At 62.1% G+C, this 25,613-nt stretch carries 22 protein-coding genes and 2 pseudogenes; 14 read left to right on the top strand and 10 right to left on the bottom strand.

Annotated features, from left to right (window positions below):
* Window positions 1–4 precede the first annotated feature (4 nt).
* Genes ACYPXD_RS18335 through frc form a run of 4 tightly spaced genes read right to left on the bottom strand, consistent with a single transcriptional unit; the run spans window position 5 to window position 4,932 of the window.
* Window positions 5–631, bottom strand: a complete 627-nt coding sequence (locus ACYPXD_RS18335) for a YoaK family protein (RefSeq protein ID WP_459714167.1) — start codon at window positions 629–631, stop codon at window positions 5–7.
* A gap of 57 nt (window positions 632–688) precedes the next feature.
* Window positions 689–1,879: a CoA:oxalate CoA-transferase gene (gene yfdE / locus ACYPXD_RS18330; RefSeq protein ID WP_459714165.1), complete on the bottom strand. Its 1,191-nt coding sequence runs from the start codon at window positions 1,877–1,879 to the stop codon at window positions 689–691.
* Window positions 1,880–1,922: 43 nt separating this feature from the next.
* A complete protein-coding gene (gene oxc, locus ACYPXD_RS18325) occupies window positions 1,923–3,635 on the bottom strand; it encodes an oxalyl-CoA decarboxylase (protein WP_459714162.1) in 1,713 nt (570 codons plus the stop codon).
* A 46-nt stretch (window positions 3,636–3,681) separates the two neighbouring features.
* A complete protein-coding gene (frc, locus tag ACYPXD_RS18320; RefSeq protein ID WP_459714159.1) occupies window positions 3,682–4,932 on the bottom strand; it encodes a formyl-CoA transferase in 1,251 nt (416 codons plus the stop codon).
* A gap of 685 nt (window positions 4,933–5,617) precedes the next feature.
* Here frc and ACYPXD_RS18315 point away from each other — a divergent pair.
* The 4 genes from ACYPXD_RS18315 to ACYPXD_RS18300 all read left to right on the top strand — a co-directional run bounded on the left by ACYPXD_RS18315 (window position 5,618) and on the right by ACYPXD_RS18300 (window position 9,593).
* A complete protein-coding gene (locus ACYPXD_RS18315) occupies window positions 5,618–7,066 on the top strand; it encodes an RAD55 family ATPase (protein ID WP_459714157.1) in 1,449 nt (482 codons plus the stop codon).
* Between the two features lie 15 nt (window positions 7,067–7,081).
* The gene (locus ACYPXD_RS18310; RefSeq protein ID WP_459714155.1) at window positions 7,082–7,477 is read left to right on the top strand and encodes a response regulator; all 396 of its coding nucleotides are present in this window, start codon (window positions 7,082–7,084) and stop codon (window positions 7,475–7,477) included.
* 78 nt (window positions 7,478–7,555) lie between these two features.
* Window positions 7,556–7,915, top strand: coding sequence for a response regulator transcription factor (locus ACYPXD_RS18305; protein ID WP_459714153.1), 360 nt, complete (start codon window positions 7,556–7,558; stop codon window positions 7,913–7,915).
* Between the two features lie 58 nt (window positions 7,916–7,973).
* Window positions 7,974–9,593: a sensor histidine kinase gene (locus ACYPXD_RS18300; RefSeq protein ID WP_459714150.1), complete on the top strand. Its 1,620-nt coding sequence runs from the start codon at window positions 7,974–7,976 to the stop codon at window positions 9,591–9,593.
* On the opposite strand, the gene ACYPXD_RS18295 is transcribed toward ACYPXD_RS18300, so the two are convergent.
* Window positions 9,590–10,180 carry a TetR/AcrR family transcriptional regulator gene (locus ACYPXD_RS18295; RefSeq protein WP_459714147.1) on the bottom strand — a complete coding sequence of 197 codons (591 nt, stop codon included), beginning with the start codon at window positions 10,178–10,180 and terminating at the stop codon, window positions 9,590–9,592. The genes ACYPXD_RS18300 and ACYPXD_RS18295 overlap by 4 nt on opposite strands.
* A gap of 275 nt (window positions 10,181–10,455) precedes the next feature.
* Between ACYPXD_RS18295 and ACYPXD_RS18290 the strand changes: the two genes are divergently transcribed.
* The 9 genes and pseudogenes from ACYPXD_RS18290 (at window position 10,456) to ACYPXD_RS18250 (ending at window position 19,296) form a co-directional block, all read left to right on the top strand.
* Window positions 10,456–11,346 (top strand): alpha/beta hydrolase fold domain-containing protein, encoded by an 891-nt coding sequence (locus ACYPXD_RS18290; protein ID WP_459714144.1) that lies wholly within the window; start codon window positions 10,456–10,458, stop codon window positions 11,344–11,346.
* Between the two features lie 47 nt (window positions 11,347–11,393).
* Complete coding sequence (locus ACYPXD_RS18285) at window positions 11,394–12,158, top strand: SDR family NAD(P)-dependent oxidoreductase (RefSeq protein ID WP_459714142.1); 765 nt, start codon at window positions 11,394–11,396, stop codon at window positions 12,156–12,158.
* A gap of 75 nt (window positions 12,159–12,233) precedes the next feature.
* On the top strand, window positions 12,234–12,848 hold the full coding sequence (locus ACYPXD_RS18280; protein WP_459714140.1) for an NADPH-dependent F420 reductase: 615 nt from the start codon (window positions 12,234–12,236) through the stop codon (window positions 12,846–12,848).
* 186 nt (window positions 12,849–13,034) lie between these two features.
* Window positions 13,035–13,245 (top strand): annotated as a pseudogene (locus ACYPXD_RS18275) (hypothetical protein); the annotation flags it as partial.
* Between the two features lie 45 nt (window positions 13,246–13,290).
* Entirely contained in the window at window positions 13,291–14,241 is a 951-nt protein-coding gene (locus ACYPXD_RS18270) for a helix-turn-helix domain-containing protein (protein ID WP_459714138.1), read from the top strand.
* 231 nt (window positions 14,242–14,472) lie between these two features.
* Complete coding sequence (locus tag ACYPXD_RS18265; protein ID WP_459714136.1) at window positions 14,473–14,859, top strand: cupin domain-containing protein; 387 nt, start codon at window positions 14,473–14,475, stop codon at window positions 14,857–14,859.
* A 65-nt stretch (window positions 14,860–14,924) separates the two neighbouring features.
* Window positions 14,925–16,394 (top strand): FAD-dependent monooxygenase, encoded by a 1,470-nt coding sequence (locus ACYPXD_RS18260; protein ID WP_459714133.1) that lies wholly within the window; start codon window positions 14,925–14,927, stop codon window positions 16,392–16,394.
* A gap of 334 nt (window positions 16,395–16,728) precedes the next feature.
* Window positions 16,729–16,830: pseudogene (locus ACYPXD_RS18255) on the top strand (integrase core domain-containing protein); the annotation flags it as partial.
* A 1,188-nt stretch (window positions 16,831–18,018) separates the two neighbouring features.
* A complete protein-coding gene (locus ACYPXD_RS18250; protein ID WP_459714130.1) occupies window positions 18,019–19,296 on the top strand; it encodes a serine hydrolase domain-containing protein in 1,278 nt (425 codons plus the stop codon).
* A gap of 65 nt (window positions 19,297–19,361) precedes the next feature.
* Here the strand turns inward: ACYPXD_RS18250 and ACYPXD_RS18245 are convergent, their stop codons facing one another.
* From ACYPXD_RS18245 to ACYPXD_RS18225, 5 genes are all read right to left on the bottom strand, one after another.
* Entirely contained in the window at window positions 19,362–20,405 is a 1,044-nt protein-coding gene (locus ACYPXD_RS18245; protein ID WP_459714128.1) for a porin, read from the bottom strand.
* A 42-nt stretch (window positions 20,406–20,447) separates the two neighbouring features.
* Window positions 20,448–21,470 (bottom strand): ABC transporter substrate-binding protein, encoded by a 1,023-nt coding sequence (locus ACYPXD_RS18240; RefSeq protein ID WP_459714125.1) that lies wholly within the window; start codon window positions 21,468–21,470, stop codon window positions 20,448–20,450.
* 55 nt (window positions 21,471–21,525) lie between these two features.
* Window positions 21,526–22,803, bottom strand: a complete 1,278-nt coding sequence (locus tag ACYPXD_RS18235; RefSeq protein ID WP_459714123.1) for an MFS transporter — start codon at window positions 22,801–22,803, stop codon at window positions 21,526–21,528.
* Window positions 22,804–22,893: 90 nt separating this feature from the next.
* Window positions 22,894–23,778, bottom strand: a complete 885-nt coding sequence (locus ACYPXD_RS18230) for a polysaccharide deacetylase family protein (RefSeq protein WP_459714120.1) — start codon at window positions 23,776–23,778, stop codon at window positions 22,894–22,896.
* On the bottom strand, window positions 23,775–24,476 hold the full coding sequence (locus tag ACYPXD_RS18225; RefSeq protein ID WP_459714117.1) for a fumarylacetoacetate hydrolase family protein: 702 nt from the start codon (window positions 24,474–24,476) through the stop codon (window positions 23,775–23,777). Before ACYPXD_RS18225 ends, ACYPXD_RS18230 begins: the two co-directional genes overlap by 4 nt.
* A 275-nt stretch (window positions 24,477–24,751) precedes the next feature.
* On the opposite strand from ACYPXD_RS18225, the gene ACYPXD_RS18220 reads away from it, so the two are divergent.
* Entirely contained in the window at window positions 24,752–25,483 is a 732-nt protein-coding gene (locus ACYPXD_RS18220; RefSeq protein ID WP_459714115.1) for a GntR family transcriptional regulator, read from the top strand.
* Window positions 25,484–25,613 lie beyond the last annotated feature (130 nt).

Below are 25,613 nucleotides of genomic sequence, written 5' to 3'. Positions count from 1 at the left end.
TCAATTAGCGATCGGGAAGTCGGATCAGATCGAGCGTAATCAGGACGAGCAGGAGCGCCGGTATGATCAGCGGCTCGGACATCTGGCCCGCGGCAAGCGCACCGGCGGCCGCTGCGAGGCTATACGTGAGCCACGCAAGGCAGGGCAGGAGTACCTCGGCCAGTGCAGGGCGCTTGTCCGCCGGACCATGGCGGCCAAAGTAGCGCCCAACGAACGCATCGGAGAACTTGACCATGTTGTTGGTCACGACAAGCGTTTGCAACGAGACGGCGCCGAACCGGCTGACGGTTTCGCCTTGCATTGCGAGGGCGAGCGCGAGCAATGGCAGTTCGACTGGAATGCGCAATGCGGCATGTTGGCGGACGACGCCGGTCGCGATAAGAAGCACTGACATCATGCAAAGCTCCAGCGGCGGCCGCTTGAGGTGACGTCTGATCAGGCTCGCAATCATGCATCCGATGAAGAAGCTTCCAATGGCAAACGCCAGCAGCGAGAAGCGTGACCATGCACCTTGCGCGAGACTCCAGCCCAGTTGCACCGTGTTGCCGGTCATGATCGCCGGATAGATACCGCCGGCGTCCTTGTAGCCGATTACCTCCACAAATCCGCATACCGTGGTCAGCGCAATCACGCGGCGCGCGTTCACATGTAGCGGAAGCGTTGCGACCCGGGAAGCAGAGACATCCATTTACCGCCCCTCATAGCCGGGAACAGTTGCTTCCGTCGCAAACTCGCGTCGCAACGATGCGCCGTGCTCGTCCAGCGACGGTGCGCCAGGCCGCACGGCGGGATCCTCATAGCCGCTGAGCTTGACCGGGTTGCCCGGCATTTTGATGCCGCCCGCTTCGATCACCATATTGCGCGCCGCTGTCTGGGGCAAGGCCGCGGCTTCCGCTATATCGAGCAAGGGCCCGACCGGCACACCGGCTTCATGAATGACGCGTAGCCAGTGCGATGCGTCCTCGCCGCGCAGCGTGCGCTCGAGTTCGACTTTCAACGCGGCGCTGTTTTCCATCCTGTCGTGATTGCCCAAAAAGCGCGCGTCGGTCGCGAGTTCCGGCCGTGCGATGGCATGGCACAGTTTCTGGAACAGCGAATCGTTGCCGCAACAGATCACAAACTGCCGGTCACGCGCCTCGAAGACATCGAAGGGCGCCATGTAGGGGTGCCGGTTACCGATTCGCCCGGGCGCGTGACCCGTCGCCACGTAGGACATGAATCCGTGCTCGAGGAACGCGAGCGTCGCATCGAACATCGCGACGTCGACATGCGCGCCTTTTCCGGTCTTCTGACGGTCGTATAACGCGCTCGCAATACCGCTGAACATGAAGATGCCGCCGCACAGATCCGACAGCGAAGTGCCCACGCGCGTCGGCGGTCCGTCCGGAAAGCCGGTCGCATCGAGAATGCCGCTCATGGCCTGGACGATCGTGTCATAGGCGGGATAGCTGGCCATTGGTCCTGTCTGGCCGAAGCCCGAAGACGACGCATAGACCAGCCGGGGGTTGATGGCGGAGAGCGCTTCGTAAGAGAAGCCCAGCCGCTGCATCGTACCGGGGCGGAAGTTCTCCGCGATCACATCGGCCTTGCGCACCATGTTCAGGAAGATTTCGCGATCCGCTTCGGCTTTCAGGTCGAGCACGATGCTTTCCTTGCCCCGGTTGACGAAACTGAAATAGAGCGATTGCCCGTTCACGAACGGGCCGTACAGGCGCGTATCGTCGCCGTGCCCAGGCTGCTCGATCTTGATCACGCGAGCGCCGAGGTCCGCGAGGATGTTCGTCCCGAACGGGCCGTTCAGCACATGGGTGAGGTCAATGACCAGCAGGTCGGAAAACGGCCCTGCAGGCCGCGCGGCGGTGCGTGACGACATGTCCATCGAGATTCTTCCTTGGAGAGAAGGGGGCCGCAATCGCCGGCCGTTACTTCACGGCCGTCAGACCGCTTTTCGGATTCAGGTTTTTCAGGTGCCCGCTTTCCGTGCCCGCGTGCGGATCGATGACGCAATTGATCAGGGCGGGCACGCCGGCCGCGAGCGCCTCCGATAGCGCCGTCGTCAACTGGTCGGGCCGGGTGACATGGAAGCCCTTGCCGCCGAACGCCTCGATCATCCGGTCGTAGCGCGCCGAGCTCATGAGAACCGTCGGGCCCGGATCCGAGCCGCCGCTGCGATTGACGTCGTCGCCGTGATAAATGCCCCCATTGTTGAAAACCACGACAACAACCGGAAGGCCGTAGCGGCAAATGGTTTCGATCTCCATCGCGCTGAAACCAAACGCGCTGTCGCCTTCGACTGCCACCACGCGCTTGCCGCCGGTTACCGCGGCGCCGATGGCATAGCCCATGCCGATGCCCATTACGCCCCAGGTACCGGCATCGAGCCGCTTGCGCGCCTGTTTCATGTCGATGATGTTGCGCGCAAAGTCGAGCGTGTTCGCCCCTTCGTTGACGAGATAGACCTCGGGGTGCGCCGCAAGCACGTCACGCACTGCGCGCAATGCGCTCTGAAACGTCATCGGCTCCGGGTTGGCTTGCAGACTCGCCGTCATTCGCTCTTCGTTGTGCCGTCGCCGTTCGGCGATGGCATTCGTCCACGCTTCCGGGGCGCGCAGAGGCGTGGCCGCAAGCGCTGCCCGGAATGCCGCAATCGACGAAGCGATATCACCGGCGACAGGTGCCGCAATGGGTCGATTGCTGTCGAATTCGGTGGGCTCGATGTCAATCTGGATCAGCGCGGCATCGGGCGACCATTGCGGCGCCTTTCCGTGGCCGAGCAACCAGTTCAGACGCGCGCCAATCAGCATCACCACATCGGCCTGCCCGAGCACGAAGGAGCGTGCGGCGGCCGCGGACTGGGCGTGATCGTCGGGGAGAATTCCCTTTGCCATCGACATCGGCAGATAGGGAATGCCGGTTTCCTCAAGGAACGCGCGAATGCCTTCGTCGGCTTGCGCGTAAGCCGCTCCCTTGCCAAGAATGACAAGCGGCCGTTTGGCGCCCGCGAGCAGCAGCATCGCCCGTTCGACGGAAGCGGGCGAGGGAAGTCTCGCGGGAGCGGCGTCCACCACTTTCACGAGCGAGCGGCGAGCGCTATCGTCATCGATGGTCGCGGCGAGGCAGGCGGCCGTGAGGTCGAGATACACGCCCCCGGGGCGGCCGGAGACCGCCGCGCGAATGGCTCGCGCGACGCCGATACCGATATCTTCGGGACGGTTGATCCGGAACGCCGCCTTCGCGAATGGCCTTGCTGCGTTGAGCTGATCGAGTTCCTCGTAGTCGCCTTGCTGCAGATCGATGATCGAGCGGTCGCTGGAGCCGCTGATCTGGATCATCGGGAATCCGTTAGTCGTTGCGTTGGCAAGGGCGACCAGTCCGTTGAGGAAGCCCGGCGCCGACACGGTCAGACAGACTCCCGGCCATCGCGTCAGGTAGCCGGAAATAGCCGCGGCGTTGCCGGCGGACTGCTCGTGACGGAAGCCGAGGTAACGGATGCCTTCGGCCTGCGCGAGACGCGCGAGATCCGTGATGGGAATGCCGGCGACACCATAGATCGTGTCAATGCCATTGAGCTTGAGCGACTGCACGACCAGATGAAAACCATCCGTCATGGTGCTCTGAGTGGGAGAATCGGCCATTTTGCATCTCGTTCCGGTGAGTGAGCCGTTGGGAAAGATCCGCGCTTCAGATGACTTTGGCTTCGCGCAGCCTGTCGACCTGCTGCTTCGAATAGCCGAGTCCCACGAGAATTTCCTCGTTGTGCTCGCCAAGAAGCGGCGCACCCTTGATGTCCGGTGTGAACCCCGAGAATTTGATCGGACTGCCTATCGTGAGATACCTGCCGCGCTTTTTCTGCTCCACCTCGACGATGGTGCCGCTTGTTCGCAACGACGCGTCGTTGGCGATTTCCTTCATGGTCAATACCGGCGCGCAAGGAATATCGAACTTGCTCAGATAGTCGACGGCCTCGAATTTGGTTTTGTCCGCGAGCACCTTTTCGATCTCGGCGAAGATATCGAAGAGGTGCGGCTGCCTGGCTTTTGCGGTAGCGTAGGCGGGATCGTCTCTCCATTCCGGCTTACCGATCGCATCGCAGGTCTCGGCCCAGTTCTGCTCCTGAATGGTGAAGTAGATATACGCGTTCGGATCGGTCTCCCAACCCTTGCATTTGAGGATCCAGCCAGGCTGACCGCCGCCGCCCGCATTGCCGCCGCGCGGCACCACGTCGGTAAAGGTGCCGTTCGGATACTGCGGATATTCTTCGAGGTAACCGACGCGATCGAGGCGCTGCTGGTCGCGCAACTTGACGCGACACAGGTTCAACACACTGTCCTGCATCGAGATCGTCACACGCTGGCCTTTGCCCGTCTTCTCGCGACCGAGCAGGGCGGTGAGCACGCCGATCAACAGATGCATGCCGGTATTGCTGTCGCCCAGCGCGGCCGCGCTGATGGTCGGCGGGCCGTCCCAGAAGCCGGTCGTCGACGCCGAACCACCGGCGCATTGCGCGACGTTTTCGTAGGCCTTGATGTGCGCGTAGGGTGAAGCGTCGTTAAAGCCTTTCACCGACCCAAAGATCAAGCGGGGATTCAGTTCCTGGAGGTGCTCCCACGTGAAGCCCATGTGGTCCATCGCGCCAGGGTGAAAGTTTTCGACCAGCACGTCCGCTTCCCGGATCAACTGCTCCATGATCCGCTTGCCTTCGGGCGTCTTCGTGTCGAGTTCGAGCGAACGCTTGTTGCTGTTGAGCATCGTGAAATACAGCGCGTCGAGATCGGGGATGTCCCGCAACTGGTTGCGTGTCACGTCGCCAACACCGGGGCGCTCCACCTTGATAACGTCGGCGCCGTACCAGGCCATCATCTGGGTGCACGCGGGGCCGGACTGAACGCCGGTGAAATCGATAACCTTGATGCCGCTAAGAGGAAGTTCCATGGTGAAGTCCTTCAGGATGTTGGGAACGTCTACATAATCTGCTCTTCCCGACACGCGGCGATTGATGTAAATCAATCATTCGGGGACGCCCCGTTACTTCCCCGTTCCGGGCTTACGTGCGTTACGTTGCTTACAGGATTGACGCTTGAATGGCGAGGTCGGTGCGCGTGCGAGCGTGCTTTTGCAATACACGAGGACGCCGCGATTGCCTGGTTTTCCGGTGCCTGTGTAACCGAGATATGCAGGTGCCGTTTGTGCGGCGATCGACGACGGTATTGAAGCGACGAAGATCGACCGCGATCAAGCCGGCGAGGCGCCCCCCGCGAAACGCGCCCGCCATCCGCGCATCCGACAGGTGGAGTCGCTGACAATCCTGTTACCTGTGGCGCGTGGCCTTAAGCTCACAGTTCGTTGTACGCACAACCTTTCTGGTTGTTGATCAAGGGAAGTGATCACGGCGGGAAGCGGGAAGCGGGAAGCGGGAAGCAGCAAGCCGCGTTCCCGGCATCGCATCGCTCCGACAGTAAAAACCGGACTGAACCGCAGCCTGAAACCGGTCCGCGCGAGTTATTAAAGTAGACTACCCGTTTCGTGAGATAACTGGCGGCATGCAACCCGAACGCGGTGCAGCGAAGCACGCGCGTCCTGCCAGCCGGTACGAACCTTTCTTTTACGGATTCAGGCAATGGACAAGACGCTTGCGCGGCTAAGCAGCGACGTTCCCGGACTTGACGAGATTACGGGCGGCGGCCTTATTGCCGGCTCGTCCTATATCGTTCAGGGACGTCCCGGAGCAGGCAAGACGATCCTTGCGAACCAGATTGCCTTCGCACAGGCCAGGCAGGGATGCAAGGTGTTGTATGTCACGCTGCTGGCAGAGTCTCACGACCGCCTGTTCCAGTCTCTGTCCACGCTCGATTTCTACGACGCCGCGCGGGTGGGCAAGGATCTGACTTATATCAGCCTCTTTCGCACGCTGCGCGAGGAAGGGCTCAGCGCGCTCGTGAGCACGCTGCGCGGTGAACTCGCGCGCCAGAACGCGAGCATTCTCATTCTCGACGGACTGCTCAACGCACGCGAAAGCGGTCAAAACAACCTGGACGTCAAGACCTTCGTCGCGGAGCTGCAAGGCCATGCCGCCTTCACGGGTTGCACCGTGCTGTTCCTGACTAGCGCGCGTATCGACGAATCGAGTCCCGAACATACGATGGTCGATGGCGTGTTGCAGCTCGAGGAAAACCTGTTCGCGTCGCGCACCGTGCGCCACATCCGTGTTGCAAAATCGCGCGGCAGCCGGTCGCTCGGCGGCCTGCACCTGTTCGAGATCAGCGACCGCGGCATAGACGTCTATCCGCGCCTCGAAGCCGCGCTGTCCAGTCCTTCAGGAGCGGACCGGGCGAGCGCCGCGCGGATCGGCACGGGCATGCATGGTCTCGACGAACGGCTCGGCGGGGGCCTCCCGGCCAGTTCGGTGTCGGTGGTCGTCGGACCGGCAGGTAGCGGAAAAACCACCTTCGGCATCGGCTTTTTGCGGCTTGCGACGCCGCAGCGTCCCGCCGTCCATTTCGGCTTCTACGAAACGCCCGAACGCCTGTGCGCAAAGGCTCACGCGCTCGGCATCGACCTCGAGTCGCTCGTGCAATCGAACGCACTGAAGCTGCTGTGGCGTCCGCTTACGGAGAACCTGCTCGACAAGCTCGCCTACGACCTGCTCGCGGCCGTTCGCGAAACGGGCGCGGAGCGGCTTTTTATCGACGGGCTGACCGGCTTCGAGCGTGCGACCGTGGAGCCGCACCGTATCGTCGAGTTTTTCGCGGCGCTCACGAACGAGCTGCGTTCGATGGGCGTGACAACGGTTTGCACATGGGAAGTCAAGGAATTGTCCGGCCCGTGGGTGACCAATCCATCGCCGGAAATATTGAGTCAGCTCGACAATATCATCGGTATGCAGCATGCGGTGGTCGAAGGCATCCTGCAGCGCAGCGTGACGGTCATGAAGGTGCGGGACAGCCATTTCGAGTCGTCGGTTGCGCAGGTGGAGTTCACCGGAACCGGCGTCGGCCTGCGCGTGACCGGGACGTTGCCGATCTCCGGCAAGGGCGCTTTGCCGGGTCGCAGGCCGGAAGATCAATAAGCGTGGACCGAGGGCATGACGAACCTGCTTGTCGTCGACGATGAGTCGCTGGTCACGGACTTTCTCACGTTCCTGCTGGAGCGCGAGGGATACGTGATCCACGCCGCCTCGAACGGCAAGGAGGCTTTGGATATCGTTGACCGGGTAACGCCGGCGCTGATAATCACCGACCTCATGATGCCGGTCATGTCGGGCCTGGCACTTGCAAGGGCGCTGAGAGAGCGCAAGGCCTCGCGGCAGCCTCCTCTGATTCTGTGCACGGCAGTACCCGATCCGGTTGCAGAGCAGGAGCGCGACCTGTTTGCGGCGATTCTCCGTAAGCCATACGCGCCCGCCCGGTTGATCGAACTGGTCGCGCGGTACGCAGGCGTCACGCCGGCCGGCAGTGTCGGCAACGGCGAGTCGGCGTGAGCAGGAACGCGGAGCGGCGCCGTTGCATCCTTGTCGGGACAGTTCCTTTGAAATGACCGCATTGACTTAGAGTGCTCCATGACGCGCGTACTTCTTGTTGATGACGAACCGGAAATGCTTGAGGCGTGGAGTTTCGCGCTCGAGTTCGCCGGCTACGCGGTCGATCTGGCGCGTGACGGCGAGCAGGCGCTCGAGGCGGTCCGCAAACGGCCACCCGATCTCGTCGTGACCGACCTGATGATGCCCGGCATGAGCGGCGAAGATCTGTGCCGGGCGCTGCGCGAAACGCCTCAATGGGCCGCTATCCCGATCCTGATACATTCGTCGGCGCACGTCGGCGTGATGGCTGCGCCGCCGCGCCTGTGGGACGCGGTGCTGAGAAAGCCTGCGCGAATGGACGCGTTGCTGGCAACGATTGAAAAACTGACCCGAAGGTAGACCGCACGATGCCCGTTACTTTGCCGCGCATGGTCCGACGTGTCCCGATGGTGCGGTAATGGACCAGCGAATACACCCAGCGCCGGCAAGCGGCACGACGGCGCTTGACCATGCGGCGCTGTTTGAACATCTGACCGACCCGTACGTCGTGGTCGACAGCGAGCTGGCAATCGTTGCAACCAACGCGGCGTGGCGCGCGCTGTTTGCCGACGCGAAAGCGGCGCAGGGCGCGTCAGGCGCGCGGCAACCCGGGATGCAGTCGCAGCACGAACAGCTGATCAGGGCGATCGCGAGCAATCTGCGCGGCAACCAGAACCGGCTCTCGCCGGTATTCCGCATGGACGTCGTGGACGAAATTACCGGTACCGCGGCGTCGCCGCGTTACTGGCAGCTCCATGCGTCGTTTGTTCCCGCGACATCGGCCGCGTCCGCGCAGCTCGCTCTGCGCTACGACGACGTAACCGCTCGCAACCTGGCCGTGGATGACGAGCGCCGCGAGAAGGCACGCTTCCGGTCTCATGCGCGTCTGCGGCAGCTTCTTCGTCGCGAAGTGAAAGAGCAGGGCGACGACCGTGTGAGCCACTTCGAGCAGGCGTGCGCTTTCGCGGGCCTCGGCACATGGCAGATCGATATCGACACGGGCGAGCTCGTGTGCAGCGAGAGGTGCCTGCGGGATCTTGGCGCGGACACATCCAGCGATCATGTTAAAGACCGACTGCTCGGATATGACACCGAACACGCGGCGGCCAATCGCGCCGCGCTGGAAAGCGGGAGACCGTTCGACTTCGAACGGAATGTCGCGTTGCCGGATGGCAAGTGCTGGGTGCTCGTACGTGGCATGGGCCGCCTGAATGCGGATGGGACCCTGCGCTCCGTCATGGGCTTTACGCTCAACATCACGGCGCGCAAGCAGCACGAGCTGCAACTGGGCGAGCTCGCCGATGCCGAACGGGCGGCGCGCGAGCGAAGCGAAGCGCTCGCGCGCACGACGGATCAATTTATTGCGGCCGTGAGCCACGAGCTGCGCTCGCCGCTCAATGCCGTCGTTTCCTGGGCGGAACTGCTCGGAGTGGTCGCGGATCCGGCGCACGTCGCGCGCGCTGGGGAAGCAATCAGGCGCAACGGCAGGCAGCTGTCGCTGATGGTCGACGATCTGCTGGACAGCGGGGCGATCGCAACCGGCAAGCTATCGGTCAATTTGCAGCCCGTCGATCTTGGTGCGATCGCTGCCATGGTCGCTCAGGACATGCGCAAGCCTGCCGAGCACAAAGGGATCGAATTACGTGCCTCCGCCATTTCCCCCTGCACCGTGATGGCGGACGACAGCCGCATGAAACAGGTGATCTGGAACATTCTAACCAATGCTGTCAAGTTCACGGATCACGGCCATGTCGATTTATCGGTAAGCGTGACCAACGGATTCGCGGAAATGCGTGTGCGCGATACGGGACGAGGCATTTCGGCCGATGCGCTGCCGCTCCTGTTCGATCGTTTCCAGCAGATTGCACCGCGCTCGAGCGGGCGCGTAGGCGGTCTTGGCCTGGGGCTGTGGCTCGCCAGGCATATTGTCGTTCTGCACGGCGGCACGATCTCCGTCATCAGCGACGGGCCAGACCGGGGTGCGTGCGTCACGGTGCGGCTGCCGCTTGCGTCGGGCCCGGACGGCACCGCAGTCTAGTCGGACGGCGAAGGCCAGGTGCTCAGAACGTGGCTCGCCAGCGCCTCTAGCGCCCGTCTGGATGCGCCTGCTTTCGCCTGTACCGCCATGCCTTGTGAAACGGCCATCACGAAGGAGGCAAGCACCGCACACTTCGCCGATTGCGGCAAATCCCCCTCGCGTTGAGCAAGCTCCAGCCGGCGCCGCAATGCCAGTTGCGACGCCGCGCGGCGCTCGACAAGTTCCACGCGAATAGGCTCCGCCTCTTCCGAACACGCGAGTGCGCCATTGAGGCCAAGGCAGCCAGGATGGTTTGAATCTCGTGTATGCAATGCGGCGCAGCCTTGCAGGATGCGTTCCACAACCTTGCGCGACGTGGGCTCGGCCAGCGCATCCGACATGAATCCAAGGTAGCGGCTTTCGTACAGGTCGACGGCCTTGAGGAACAGCGCTTCCTTATTGCCAAATGCGGCGTAGAGGCCGGGGCGCGCTACGCCGGTAGCCTTGCTCAAATCGTCAAACGAAGCGCCCTCATAGCCCTTTTCCCAGAACACCGACAGGGCAGCTTCGAGTGCCTTGTCCTCATCGAATTCCCTGCGTCGCCCCATACGTCACCTGTGGCATCAAACCCGTATTCAAGAACGGTCATTATAGAATTCTTGACGGCACCTGACAAATACAGTACCGTTCATTACCATAACGATCGATACTATATTTTACTTCAGCTCACCAAAGATTGAAGGCTCCCTGTCCCGTCAGCGGTATCGGCCTTGTCGCAGGTTGTTGCTGCATTGTGCGCTGGACGCTGGGGGAGGGGCGGTAATGCTGGTTTCGCAATTACCCTGATGCGAGGAATGACATGCCTGGTGCCGAGCTACTTCAGATGGCGGATTTCTACGCCGACCTTGCCGATCGATGGCCTGTCGACGACATAAGAATGCAGCGGGATGTGGCCGAACGGCTGCACATGCTTGCCACCGAGCCCGAGGGCGTGACCTACGCTGAAGCAGATGCCGGCGGGGTTCCGGCGATATGGGCTGTTCCGGTCGACAGTTCGCCCGGTCATGTGCTGCTGCACAGTCATTCGGGCGGTTCGGTCGTCAGTTCGATGTATATGGACCGTAAAGCAGTCGCGCACCTGGCCAAGGCAACCGGCATGCGAGCGCTGATCATCAATTACCGCCTTGCGCCCGAGAACACGTTTCCCGCGCAAATCGATGACGTTGAAACGGCGTTCAACTGGCTGATGTCACAAGGCTTCGACGCGTCGCGGATCGTCAGCATTGGCCATTCGATCGGCGGGAATTATGCGGTCAACCTCGCACTGACGCTCGCCCGCAAGGGGATGGCCACGCCGGGCGCGGTGGTGTCGATGTCGCCCTGGTTCGATATGGAAGTGAGACACGAAACAGTGCAGACGCACGCGCATCTCGACAAGCAGCTCACCCGCGAGATGCTCCTCGGTTTCAGCGATCTGATGCTCGACGGCACCGGTGTTTCCCGGGCCGATCCGCGGATCAATCTGGCGCATGCCGATCCTACCGGGTTGCCCCCTACGATGATTTACTACGGCGATCAGGAAATACTCGCAGGTGACGCTATCGATTTCGCTGAACGCGCGCAGCAGGCAGGCGTCGATGTGACGCTACGTGCGCTTGCCGATGGTCAACACAATTTCATTCTGGGCGCGGGCCGGGTGCCGGAGATCGACGCCGCCATCGTCGAGATGGCCGGCTGGGTGCGCGCGAAACTGGGCCTGCCGGCGGTGGCTTGAGCGTTCAGCTCTGTTCTCACTTCTTGCCTCATAAAAAGGACAATCCGATGAGCAAACCACTTGCGGGCAAAGTTGCCCTCGTCACCGGTGGATCGCGCGGCCTCGGTGCCGCGACGGTGCTTGCCCTCGCGGATCAGGGTGCGGATGTCGCGATCAGCTATGTTGCTTCGACCGGAAAGGCGAACGCCGTCGTCGAAAGCCTCAAGGCGAAAGGCGTTCGCGCCATCGCCATCCAGGCTGATCAGGGCAACCCCGCCTCCGCCGGGCCGCTCATCGCCAAGGTGGTCGAGCAGTTCGGCAAGCTCGACATCCTCGTCAACAATGCCGCCATTGCGTTGCAGGGCAAGACCATCGACGACCCAGAGATCGACAACGACGCGATGGACCGGCAGTGGGCGATCAACACGATGGGCGTGATCGCCGCCATCCGCGCGGCGGTGAAAGTCCTGCCCGAGGGCGGCCGGATCATCTCGATCGGCTCAGGCGTCGGCACGCGCATCCCCTTTCCGGGCCTGACCGACTATGCCGCGAGCAAGGCCGCAATCGTCGCCTATACGCGTGGCGCGGCGCGTGATCTCGGCCGGCGCAACATCACCGTCAATGTCGTCCAGGCCGGCGTCATGGACACCGACATGGCGGCAGGGGTGCTCGGTTCCGTCGAACAGTTGCCGCCGGCGTTCGAACAGGCGCACGCGATCCCGCGGGTAGCCGCGCTGGGCGAGGTGGCAGCCGCGATTGTGTTCCTCGCCGGACCGGACGCCGCATTCATCACCGGGTCCATCATCGATGTGAACGGCGGCTTTACGGCCTGATTGCGCCGTCGCGAAGCGGCACATCGGCATCGTATCGATGTGCCGCTCCACTCTGCAGTTGCGCAGGAGGATGTTATGAAGATCGGCATTATCGGCACCCACATCGTCGGCATGCGGCTGGCGATCGAATTTTCCCAGGCAGGTCATAACGTTTTGCTGGCCAACAGTCGCGGCCCGGAAGCCGTCAAGGAACGCCTCGCCGAGTCAGGCGTGGCCGACGGCGTCACGCCGGCGTCGGCGGCGGAGGTTGTGGACTGCCCGCTCGTGGTGCTGGCAGCGCCCTGGATCAAGCGCGAGGAAGTACTGGACCCCACCCACGACTGGCAAGGACGCATCCTGCTCGACGCCACCAACATCTATCTCAGCTACCCGCCAAATTACCGCATCGACGATCTGAACGGCGATTCCGGTAGCGAGATCATAGCCCGGCTCGCGCCAACCGCTCGCGTGGTCAAGGCGTTCAACACGCTCGACTTCGGCACGATGTTTTCGCCCGTGCCGGCCGGCATGAATCGCGTGCTGTTCGCCGCCGGCGACGACGACGAGGCGCTGACGACCGTCTGCGGGCTGATCGAAGACATCGGCTTTCGCGCGGTACCGCTGGGCAGCCTCGCGACGGGTGGGCGGCTAATGGACCTGGAACAGCCGCTCTCTCTGCTCAACCTGCTGATGCCGTCGGGGACGGTATGATCGCGCCCGCCGCCAGCCAGGGGTCCGGACAAGCGGCCTGCCAGGCCGTAAAGGCAGCCTGCGCATGAATGCCGGGCCGCGTATTGATTCGGTCATCCCCGATCGGTCAAACGCGCGGTCGGGCTGGTTCGCAGTCTGGTCGGTCGCCGCAGGGACGTCCCTGCTGGCGACAGCCGAATTCCTGCCGCGGCCGACGTGTTCGGCTTCGATCTGGCGTCGATCGACCTGCGGCAGCGCTCGGACATCCACGAAACGGTGATCGCCGGAGTGCCGCTCGAAGCGGTCCGCGTGATCGGCCAGAAATCCGGCGCGCGCGGTACGCAACTGCATCACTTCGCACCCGGAAACGGTCGGCAACCTTGCCGAGGTCATGCTGCCGCAGAAGGAAACCGGCATTCGCGCGGAATAAAGCCGGCGGGCGGCGTGTTTCGACCGTAAACCGATGCAAGCGTGTCGTAGGCACGCATACCACGAACCCATCACAGGACTTCGAGCAATCATGGCGACATCGCATTCGAACGTCGACACTGCTTTTTGGCAGATCCCGGCTTTGAGGGCTGAGTGTTTGCTGCATGCGGAATTCGAACGTTGGGATTGCGACGTGCACGCTCACGATACAGCGTGTTTCGCGCTGCTGACCGCCGGACAAAACAGCCTGCAAATCCAGGACGAAACGTTTTATATGCAGCCCGGAGAGATCTGCGCGATCGACGCCAACGTCCCGCACGCCGGCGGCCCGCGCATCGGCGACGGTTCAAGCTCGGCGAATGCGTGCTCGGTGCGCGTGCTGTTCGTCGACCTGAACGACATCGGCGTATTGCTCGGTGACGAGCGGCGTCACCTGTCGCTGACCGGCTCGCCGATCGTTCGCGATGCCACGCTATGCGCGTCGCTGTACGATTTCCACGTCAGTTCTGGCGGCACCGGCAATCCGCTGTACCGGGACGAGCGGTACCTCGCGTTCGCTGCCCGGCTGTTCGAGTTGCATATTCGCGGCGGCGCACGCGCCAACGCGAGCGTCGGCAAAGAGGGACGCGCCGTCGAGCGCGCACTCGAATTTGTGCACGCGCATCTCGACCAGACGGTGGGTCTGACCGACATTGCGTCCGCGGCCACGCTGCCGCCGTATCGGCTGTTACGCGCGTTCCAGCGTGCGACGGGCATGACCCCTCACGGCTACCAGCGCCAAGCGCGCCTGCGTGAAGCGATGAAACTGATCCGGCGCGGACTGTCGCTGAGCGAAGCGGCCACCGAAACCGGCTTCGCGGACCAGGCTCATCTGACCCGAACCTTCCGCAAATTCATGGGCATCACGCCCGGCGCCTATCAGGCGGCATTTTCCTTCGAAGTGGAGGGCAGCGACAAGCGCGGCTCGCCGCGAACCGGCGCATAGCGCGCCGGCCGCCTGCAATAGCGTTCAAGACGGACATCGGACCCACGCACCACACTAGACCTAACGCAGCTCGACAGCCGCGCCTGTTGAACATCGTGTGCCGTTCATTGCGCACCTTTCCGTTGAACCGCTTTTCTTCTTCGCCGTTTCTCAATGACAGCTGAAAATTCACTCAAACCGCTCGTGGTAACTGCCGCGGAAGCCATTGCGATCAAACCGTTCGGGCTCGACATGCAGATCATGTTGACCACCGAGCAGGGCGGCGGGGCGCTTTCGATCATCCTCGTCAGCCACCGCCCAGGCGAGGGACCGCCAGATCACCTGCACCGGTCGCAGGAAGAGTGCATCTTTATCGTGGACGGCACCTATGAAGTGGCGATCGACGGGGCCACTCGCGTTGTCGGCGGCGGCACGCTGCTGTTCATTCCGCGCGGCGTCACGCATCGCTTCAAGAACATCGGCACGACGGTCGGACACATGCTGGACTGGAGCCTGCCAGGCGGACAGGACAAGTATTTCAAGGCCATTTCGGACCTTATGGCGATAGGGCAGTTCGGCACGCTTGCGGCAAAAGAGCTGAGCGCGCGTTTCGACACGCATTTCATGCTGGTGCCGTAACGCCGCATGAATGGCCAAATCGGCAAAGGGCCGCCCCTCAGTGAAGGATATTTCTCCAGGTCAGCATGGTTGACACAACGGATGTGGTGATTGCCGGAGGCGGCCCCGTTGGCCTTTGGCTGAGTTGCGAACTGGCGCTGGCCGGCGTGAAGGTAACGGTGGTCGAGCGGCGCACCGAGCGCATCGTGCATTCGCGTGCGCTGACGCTGCACGGCCGGTCGCTCGAAATGCTCGAGCTGCGTGGCCTCGCAGAGCGATTCCTGGCGCTAGGCCGCCCGTTAGCGCGCATGCACTATGCCGCGCTGTCGACCCAGCTCGACATGTCGGTATTCGACACGCGTTATCCGTTCACGCTGTTCATTCCTCAGGCGACCACCGAACGGCTGCTGGAAGAGCGGGCGCTGGAGCTTGGCGTGGATCTGCGCCGGGGCCACATGGTCGAGTCCATCGAACAGCACGCGGACGGCGTGTTTATTGAAGGACAGTCCGCCGCCGGACACTGGTGCATTGCCGCGCAATTCGCGGTTGGCGCCGACGGCGCGCGCAGCCTCGTCCGCCGCTCGCTGGGCATCGAGTTCGCGGGCTATCCGGCGCGCAATACGTTGGCAGCGGCCGACGTCGCGTTGCTTGCTCCACCTGAAGGCAACACGCTGCTGACAGCGAACGAAGCAGGCGGGCTGATCATGCTCCCGCGCGGCGACGGCGTGCACTTCCGGATTGGCATGCTCGACGTGCAGAGCCGCGACGTCTGTCCGTCCGAGCCGCTGACGCTCGACGAACTCGCCGCAGCGATGGCGCGCATCGGAGGTCGCGATTTCGGGCCTCACGATCCATTGTGGCTGACCCGCTTCACCGACGAAACGCGCGTGGCGCAACAGTACCGCGATGGCCGGATCCTGCTGGCGGGCGATGCCGCGCACATCCAGGCGCCGATGGGAGGCCAAGGCATGAACGTGGGCTTGCAGGATGCGATGAACCTCGGCTGGAAACTGGCGAGTGTCATTCACGGCATCGCGCCCGACACCTTGCTCGACAGCTATCAGCGCGAGCGCCTGCCGGTCGCGATAACGTTGCGCGACAACACGTTGGCGCAGCTATCGCTGTTTTCGCACTTCGACCCGCCGACGCTCGCGCTACGGCGTGTATTCGACACGATGCTGCAGAATCCGGAACTCAACCGGCAGCTCGCGAACGAGATCGCGGGATTCAGCGTTGCCTATCCGGAACCTCTCGACGCGGCGCCGGATGGCTGGGAACACGTTGCAGGTATTAGCGGCGAGCGGATCAAAGATCGACGCGTCACGCTGCAGGACGGAACGTCGATACGCGCCAGCCGCCTTCTCGAAAGTGGGCGAACGGTTTGCCTGCGGTTTGCGCGCGATGCCGCGCTACCGGCAGGCCACCGCGCCATCCGGCCATTCGACATCCAGCGCACCGACGACGATTTCTATCCGGACCTGGCGGCGCTGATGATCCGGCCCGACGGCTATGTTTCGCATGTGCGCCGCGCAACGCCGGTCCACGCGCCTCGATGACCTTCAGCCGATCCACTTCACGCATCGTCATCGTGATCGTCCCAGTTGCGTTCATCGCCGGCGCTCCCTCAGGGGTACCGGCGATCATCCTGCCGCGCGCCGAAACACGACATCTGTATTTAGCTAGAAGCGGACATTACTAAATGGCCGTTACAGATTTCCGGTCGATAATTTATCTTATGTCAAATCACTAACGCGATCAATTGCGCGATGACCAAGACGTCGCGCAGCGGCCAGCCGCCAGCGATCGACACGTCGTCAACCTTTGCGACGCTGTCATTGTTGCGCTCCGGCGCCGGCACGATCGTCCCCTGTGCCGGCTTCCGTCGGCTATCAGTGGCGACGTCACTACAATGCTATCCGGCCACATTCAAGCTTGGCCTACCTGACGCCCGACGAGTCCAACCAGCCGCATGGTCAAACTGAGCAGGTGTGACGGCAGACATCTCCCCAGACGCGAAAACTTCCGACTCCATGGCCGCGATAGTCTTATCGCCCCATAAGACCTTAGCACTAAATACATAGCGCCCCAGCGACGGCAAAGAGCTCATGCATACCACGTCGAACGTCAATCTGGCCGCCGCCGGTGCCAGTTGAAACGCGTCGACGTTCAGATAGCCGACACGATAATTCGTCTGTCGATCCACGATATTATGCAAAAGCGCGCTCCGCACCCGGCCAAAAGTATCAGCAAGAATGGCGACCGGCCAGGACGGATAGTTGTCGAAGTGTCCAGAGAAATTCTCGGGACCAATTTCGCTTGTGTGAACGACAATGCGATCGGTGCTGGCGGAAAGCACATCAAATGGTATCGGTGCGGAATACGGTGACTTATCTGGCCGCGCAATAGAACCCATATAGTGCCCACTGAAAACCCGGGCAAATACTTCACGTGACAGCACTTGATACTCACACCAAAGGTGTGCGGCGAGCGGTCCACAATAGCCCAAAACTTCTGCCGTCATTACACGCCGGTTCCGGTTCACTACGGCAGCGATCGCGACGCCGCTTTGATTCTTTTGCGCTTCGTCCGTGTAGGGAAGAAGTTTCAACCGGCCCTTGCTCGCCAGGTAATAGGTCATCTCATCGGGTCCGTCCACGGCTGCAGCACAACTTCCAAGTATTGCCAGATGACGGCCCAGCTCCGCCGATGAAATCGGTCCAAGCTCGAAGCCCGTTACCTGTTCGGCATTGAATATTCCGATTGTCGTTTTGTCGCGCAAGTTTGCGTTGAGTTCGGAAAATGCAAAGTACGGACGATGCACCGCTACGCGCTTGCAGATTTCCGCGATATCTAGAGGTTCCATAAAGATCTGGTCGGTTGATGGACTGCCTTGCCGCACTGACATCGTGCCGATGTGCTTATATTCTGGCAGTCTGCGAAAGTCCAAATCTGAACTTTTGTCACATGCTTTTTCATTCCGCTTCCCAACGGCGCATGAGCGTCGTTCACAAAAAATCGTAAGTGCCGTCAATCGAATTCGACCGATGGCGATCCCTTTATCGATGGGTCCAACGCACCTCAATTAAAGGCGCTATAGAATGCCCCGCCTGCCGCACAACGTGCTGCCGACGCTCACCACACCAGCACGACCTTACATGCCACCAACAACGAGGATCACTCATGCCTGCGTCACACAACGGCGCCTCATCGCGTCGTCAGAAGCACCTGCCCCACCCGACCAGACTCGCTCTAACACTCTGCGCTGCAATCACCTTCCTCGCTGCCTGCTCGACCGCCTCCCGCCAGCCAGGCGACGCCTCAAACGATGACGAACCCATCGGCACAGTCCGGCAGATCTACGACGGCGCCCTTACCCCCGACCTCGCCGTCCACACCTTCAGGCACATCGACAAACTCTTCCCCACGCGCCGCATCGCCCGTGGCGACACCGTCTCCCCGCTTGCCGATTCGCCTCGGCAACTCACGCAGGTCCAGTTCGTCTCGAACGGCAAACACTTCGACCTCTTCGATTTCCTGTCGCTCGATCGTGTATCGGGACTGCTGATCCTGAAGAACGACCAGATCGTCTACGAGACCTACCAGTACGGCAACACGCCTGCCACGCGGTGGATGTCGATGTCGCTCGCAAAGTCGATTACTTCAACCTTGTTCGGCGCAGCCATCAAGGACGGTTTGATTGACAGCATCAACGACCCGGTCACCCGCTATGTACCCGAGCTAACCGGCACCGCCTACGATGGCGTCACCATCCGGAACGTCCTGATGATGTCCTCCGGCGTGCGTTGGGACGAAACCTACACGAACCCGAATTCGGATCGACGCGCGCTGCTCGAAGTGCAACTGGCTCAAAAACCGGGCGGAACAATCGACCTCATGAAACGCTTGCCGCGAGCCTTCCCGCCAGGCAGCCGCTTCAACTACAGCACCGGCGAAACCCAGGTCGCAGCCGAAGTCCTGCATGGTGCGCTAAAAGGAAAGACGATCTCCGGATACTTGTCGGAGAAGGTATGGCGTCCGCTCGGCATGCAGTCCGACGCCACGTGGTGGCTTGACTCTCCGAATGGCGTCGAGATCGGCGGTAGCGGCCTGAGCGCGACACTGCGCGATTGGGGGCGCTTCGGTGTGTTCATCGAAAACGGCGGGGCTATCGCCGGCCAGCAGGTCGTGCCCACGGGCTGGACCACCGAAGCAGGTACGCCCAAGACGCTCACCACGGGCCAGGTGTCCCAATACGGCTACTTCTGGTGGCCGGTAACGTCGGGGCAGTCGGTTCAGGATGGCGCCTTTGCCGGGCACGGCATCGAAGGCCAGGGCCTCTACATCAACCCGAAGGAGAAGGTCGTCATCGTGATGTGGGGTGCGCAGTCCAAGCCGAGCGGAACGGAAGTGATCAACCGTGACGATTTCTTTAACGCGGTGGTCGCGGCGGTCAGGTAGGTACGCATTCCTACGCATGAATCGATCGGTACCCGCAGCCAGGACTGCGCTGCGGCACTACCCCATCAGAACAGCGTGCGGATTCCCCCTCCAACGGTGTATCCAGACGAAAAATGGGTCGCGTGATCGCCGAGCACGGCCGCGTAGACAAGCGTGCGTCTCGAGAGCGGATAGTCGTAGCCGACGGACCAGGTGTTGCGGAATTCGTCGCGCTGGCCACCGCTCTTCGACATGCCGTCCGACATGAGCACCGTCCCGGTGCCCAGTTGTATCGCTGCCCCGAGTTCGCCGAAATCGACGTGATACCCGCCGCCCGCAATCGCGTTCTCGATGTACTGATACTGCCCGTACAGTTTGACGACACCGATCACATAGGTGGCGCCCGCCTGCACCGCCGATTGCGTCGACAGTCCCGGCATGCTCGTCGCGAAATCGCCCGGCACGCTGTTGAACTTGATCTGCTGATACACGACGTTCGCGCTCAACGACCCACCGCGATACTGAACCTGCCCCGCCCACTTGTTCTGCCCCGGCTCGCCCGCCGCGTTACCGAATGCATACTGCCCGTTCAACTGCCAACCGTGGTAGAACGACGACGACCAGGTGACCGCATTGCTCCACTCGCCTCCTCCACCGCCCACGCCCTGCCCGTTCACAGCGACGTAGGTGTGAATCACCGCAGGCGAAAACACGAACGAATTGAAGAACGGATTGTAGAAAATCGTCGAATTCCAGTAGAGCGGGCCAATCTGACCGAATACGAGCTTGCCCCATGGCGCACTTACTCCGACCCACGCGTTGCGCGAAAAGAACCCGTCCCCGGCGAACCGCCCAAACGTGCCGTTCTGCACCGAAAAATAACTCTCCAGCTCGAACACCGCCTGATACCCGCCGCCCAGATCCTCCGCTCCCTTAATGCCCCAGAACGACGCGGTCGCACCGCCGTTGCCGAGCATGAGCGCGGTCTGGCCGCCCAACGCCTTTTTCGCCCCCACGAACGCGTCGACATCGCCGTACAACTGCGCGCTCGACTGCGCAGCGGCGTGGCCGCTCCACAACGACGCGACGAGCGCCGCCGCAGGGAACGCACGAAGCAGTTTCCTGTGCATCTGATACCTCCGTAATCTGTTGTTTTATTGGTGTGCGCCCGATCAGCGCATGGCCGCGCGGTAGTAGGCGGGGTCGTAATATTTCGACGGATCGGTCAGCGCCTTATGGGGCGTCGCGTAGCGGCTGCGCAGCGCGAGCACGGTGCGAATGCCCGCAACGTTCATCCGTCCCTTGCGAAAGAAGCCGGCGTGCGGATCCAGCAGCTCGCCATAGGTGGTGGCCGCCAGTTCCGGCGACATCTGCGGTACGTTCTTCATCAGGATGCGAATCGCTTCATCGCGGTTCTTCGGGTCGTACAGCCAGTCGATCGCCTCGACGTAGGCCCGGATGAACGCCACCACTTTCGCCTTGTTGTTGCGTGCCCATGAACGGCGCGTCGCCGCGACGTTGCCCTGATACGGTCCGATCACATCGGTGGCCGTCGCGATCTGGTTGAATCCCTTGTTGCGCGCGAGAATATTGAACGGCGTGGACAGCAGCGTCGCTACCTGCTTGTGTTGCTGCAATGCGTCCCATCGCTGCACCATGCCGCCCGCGGTCTCGATCCGATAGTCGTCGGGCTGCAGGCCTCTTCGCGCAAGCATGTCGTACAGCACGAACGCATAGCCGGTGGTGCGCGCGTCGACCGACAGCGTCTTGCCGCGCAGATCGTCGTATGTCTTGATGTCAGGCGCCGCAACCAGCGACAGGAAGCTGCTGTCGCTGCCCATGATCGCGACAAAGTCCGGCTGAGGGCCGATCGGCGCCTCGCCCTCGCCTTCCACATACGCGACGATGTTGTCGATCGCGGTCATCGCGATATCGAAGCGTCCTTGCGACAGATCGGTCATCTGGTTCACCGATCCCGTCGTGCCCTGCAGGATCACGTGAATGCCGTACCGTTCGAAAAAGCCCTTGTCTTCGGCCACATAGCTCGGCCAGTTGAAGCCGCCGGGAAATACGTTGACCGTCACGTCCGGTTCATGTGCCGGCTGCGCCTGCGCAGCCGGCACGGCACTGATGCCGCATGCGATGAGCGCGGCGGCGACGAAGGCGGCCGCCCATGACTTTCCTGATTCTTTCATTGATTAACCATCCTAAATATATATTGCAGTGAGATACGGAAGAAAGACGTTCGGACTATTCGACCGTCGCCGCGACGGGTCTGCCCGCACGTCCGGCGGGCAGCGCCATGCGCGACGGTTGCAACGCGAGTGCGAGCAATGCGCCGATACAGGCCAGCAGCGAAATCTGCTCGAGTCCGGCGGCCGACCAGCCGGCGGACGTCGCGAGCCAGCCGATCGTGTAGCCCGCAATCGATGCCGATCCATACAGGCTCGACACGAATACTCCAGAGGCCTTGTTGTTCAGATGGCCGCTAACCGAACGAATGTGATAGCCGGCCAGATTCACATAAATCACGCCGCTCACCACGAGACCCCAGCAGAACGACAGCAGCGCCTGTACGAGCAGCGTGGTCGCGGCATGGAAGAGCCCGTAGCCAAGCAGCGCCGCAATCAGAAAACCGGCGATCAGCACCTTGCGCGCCGAAAAGCGGTCTCCGACCCAGCCACCCGCAATCGACGCAAACACACCGAATCCGTACGCGCTCATCACGTGCCCCGTCATCGACGGAGTGAAGTGGAGATGCTCGCGCAGGAATGTCGGATACATGCCGAGATAACCGTAGATGATCAGGCCGCCGATCAGGCTGAGCACCGTGAGCAGCACGGTGTTGCGATTCCATAGCGTGTCGGCCGCGGTCATGCCGGTGTCGTCGCGTGAACGGGCCGCGCGAGTCTCGCTGAACCACGGACGCACCGCGATAAGGATCAGGATGATCGCGAGAATGCCTAACGACCCGAACGCGATCATCGGCAGGCGCCACTCGTGCCGCATCGTCAGGAGCCCGCTGCCGGCCACGGGCCCGATGATCGCGCCGACGCCGAAGGAAAAGTTCACCGCGCCGACCGCGGTCGAGCGAAAACGCGTGAAGTAGCTCGTACCGATCGCGATGATTACCGTCAGTTGCATCGCTTCGCCGACGCCGGTCGCGGCGCGATACAGCAGCATGTCGGCAAAACCGTGTGCGGTCGCGGTCAGCACGGTTCCGATCGAAAAGATCGCAATCCCGATGATCGTCGCGCTGCGGCGCGACAGCCGCGAAAGCAGAAAGCCGGTCGGCACCCCCGCCACCGCCATACCGAGCGTGAAGATGGTGGACAGCAGACCGATCTGCGCGAGACCGAAACCGAACTCGCGTCGCACGTCGGTCGCCAGCAGCGGGAAAATCTGGCGGTCCATCGCGTTGATCGAGTACGAGACCAGTAATACGACGAACATCGCGAAAGCGCTCAGCATCGAACCCGGAAGACGCGACCCAGCCTGCGGCGTGGTCTTTGAAAGAGCACTAGTCATGAACATCTCGAAGGAGACGGCGGCCGCACGGCCGCCGCATGTCACGGGAGCGGCGCCGGCACGGCAGGCCGGCGCGCCACGGTCCTGCTCTCAGCCCGGCTGCGGCGCCGACGCGACGAACGCGTCGCAGATCGCGCTCCCGGTCGTGAAAACGACACCTTGCCGCGCACTGATATGCGCGAGCGCTTCGCGGAAGTAACGCATGCGATGCGGCACGCCCATGATGTACGGATGCACGACCAGCGCCATCACCCGCGGCTCCCGGTGCGCATCCGCATAGAGTTGCTCGAACTGGTCGATCGCGCGGTCGCGATACTCCGCTGCCGCATGGTGCTGGATCAGCATCATCGCGACGTCGTTGCACTCCTGCGTATACGGCACACTGACAATCGGCTTCGTGCGCGTCTTCAGATAGAGCGGCTGGTCGTCCAGCACCCAGTCGCACACATAGTCGTAACCTTCCTCGATCAGAATATCCGGTGTCTCCCACGTTTCGGTAAGGCCCGGTCCGAGCCAGCCGCGCGGCGCCTGCCCGGTGAACGCGCGGATCGCTTCGGTGGTCTTGCGAATGTCCGCGCGCTCGTCCTCGACCTTCTGCATGTTCTTCTGACCAAAACCATGGCCGATGAACTCCCAGCCACGCTCGAGCGCCGCGCGCGAAATCGGCTCGTAGCTGCGAATCGCCGAGCCGTTGATGGCCAGCGCGGCGCGAATACCGAGCGTGTCGAACACGTCGAGCATGCGCCAGAACGCCACGCGATTGCCGTATTCATGCCATGCCCAGTTCGGCACATCCGGCGTCGGCGAGCCGCCGGCGGGCGGCGTCAGCACGGTGCGCGGCATCGTTTCGAGCGGATTCCATTCCTCGATGTTGACGATCACCCACACGGCAAGCCGCGCGCCGTCCGGCAGCGCGAGCTTCGACCGCTCGACGATCGGCGAATACGTGAGACGTTCGTTAGGCAGCAGCTTCATGATTTCCTCGCACCGACGGTGAACTGGATGGTATCGAGCCCTTCGATCGCGCCTACGATGCGATCGCCCGGCACGACGGGACCGACGCCGGCAGGCGTGCCGGTAAAGATCAAATCGCCTGCCTTGAGTTCGTATTGCGTGGACAGGTTTGCGACAATCTCGGGCACGTTCCAGATCATCTGCGCAAGATCGCCCCTTTGCCGCACCTCGCCGTTGACCGACAGCGAGATGGCGCCGCGTCCGATATGTCCGATCCGTTCGACCGGATGCAGCGCACCGCACGGCGCCGATGCGTCGAACGACTTGCCCATCTCCCACGGCAGCATGCGTTCGCGCATTTCGCGCTGACGGTCGCGACGCGTCATATCGATACCCACCGCGTAGCCGAACACGTGGTCGAGCGCATCGCTCACCGGAATGTTCATGCCGTCGGTGCCGATCGCGACGACGAGCTCGATCTCGTGCTGAAAGTCTTCGGTGCACGGCGGATAAGCCAGTTCGGCGCCGTTCGCGACGATCGCGTCCGACGGCTTCTGGAAAAAGAACGGTGGATCGCGTTCGTCACCTTCCTTCATTTCCCGAATGTGCTCGACGTAGTTACGGCCGACGCAGTAGACGCGGCGCACCGGAAACGCGCTAGCGCCGCCGGCGATCGCGAGGACGGGGGTAGCCAATGAAATGGCATACGAAGCAGTCAAGCTTGTCTCTCCTGGTTGTGAGGTTTGTTGGCCAGATGTTCTGTGTACAATTTCTCTTTGTCAACGCATAAGTGTATTCACTTTGAGGTGCATTGCAGCAATCTGTATCGCTCCCGAATCAGGCAATGTGTGCACCGATATACGGCTCAACCCCGATCTGGCCGTCGAGCAGCGATAAGCAAGAAATCGATTCTGCATACTTTTGTAGCCTGAACGACCCATAAGTGTGCTCACCACTCGTCTATAATTGCGCTCGTCTCAAGTCCGAGGACCCTATGACCGAAAAAACCGCCGCTGCCACGCTGTCGGGCGAACTCGCCGAGCGCATACGCCAGGATTTGCTCGATGGCGTGCTTGCACCCGGCTCGCGCATCAATGAGGTGTCGTTGAGCCGGGAACGCGCGGTGTCGCGCACGCCGTTACGTGCCGCGCTGCAGATGCTCGCAGGCGAAGGCCTGCTGACCTACACACCGAATCGCGGCTTCACGGTGCGTGCGTTTCCGCTTTCGGAAATCGTCGACGCCTATGAAATGCGCGCGCTCGCAGAAGGACTCGCCGCACGGCTCGCAGCTGAGCGCGGGCTGTCGGCGCAAGCATGCGTGCAACTGGAAAACGCGCTCATGCGCGGCGACGAGATCCTTGCCAGCCACGCGGAGCCGAACGAACAGCGCGCAGAGTACGCCGAGGTCAACGAGGTATTTCACTCGGTCATCCATGACGCGGCGAGTTCGCGGCTCGTGTCCGACGTGCTGCGCCTGTGCCAGCAGATTCCCCAGGCATCGGCGCACAACATCCTGGCGTTCGAGATCGATGACATTCGCGAACGGCATCGCTTTCATCACCGCATTTACGATGCGATTCTTGCGCGCGAACCCCGCGAGGCCGAGACGCTGATGCGGCAGCACGTGGTCAGTGTGAAGACGTCGCTGATTCGCGCGACGAGTCGACAACTGAGTGCGGCGCAGACGGGTGCGGAAAACGGGAAAAGAAAAGCTGCGTTGAAGTAGGCGACACGACCGTCGCCTTGCGCCCCACCCCGGTCACTCGATTGAGCGGAGGAGTTCGCCGGTTCATTCGAGAGAGTTTTTCTAAGGCGGCGCGGCAATTTATCTGGTTTGTTCGAGCTTCAGAAGGTGG

The sequence above is a fragment of the Paraburkholderia sp. 2C genome, from assembly GCF_054589215.1.
This window is presented reverse-complemented; position numbering and strand designations above follow the sequence as displayed.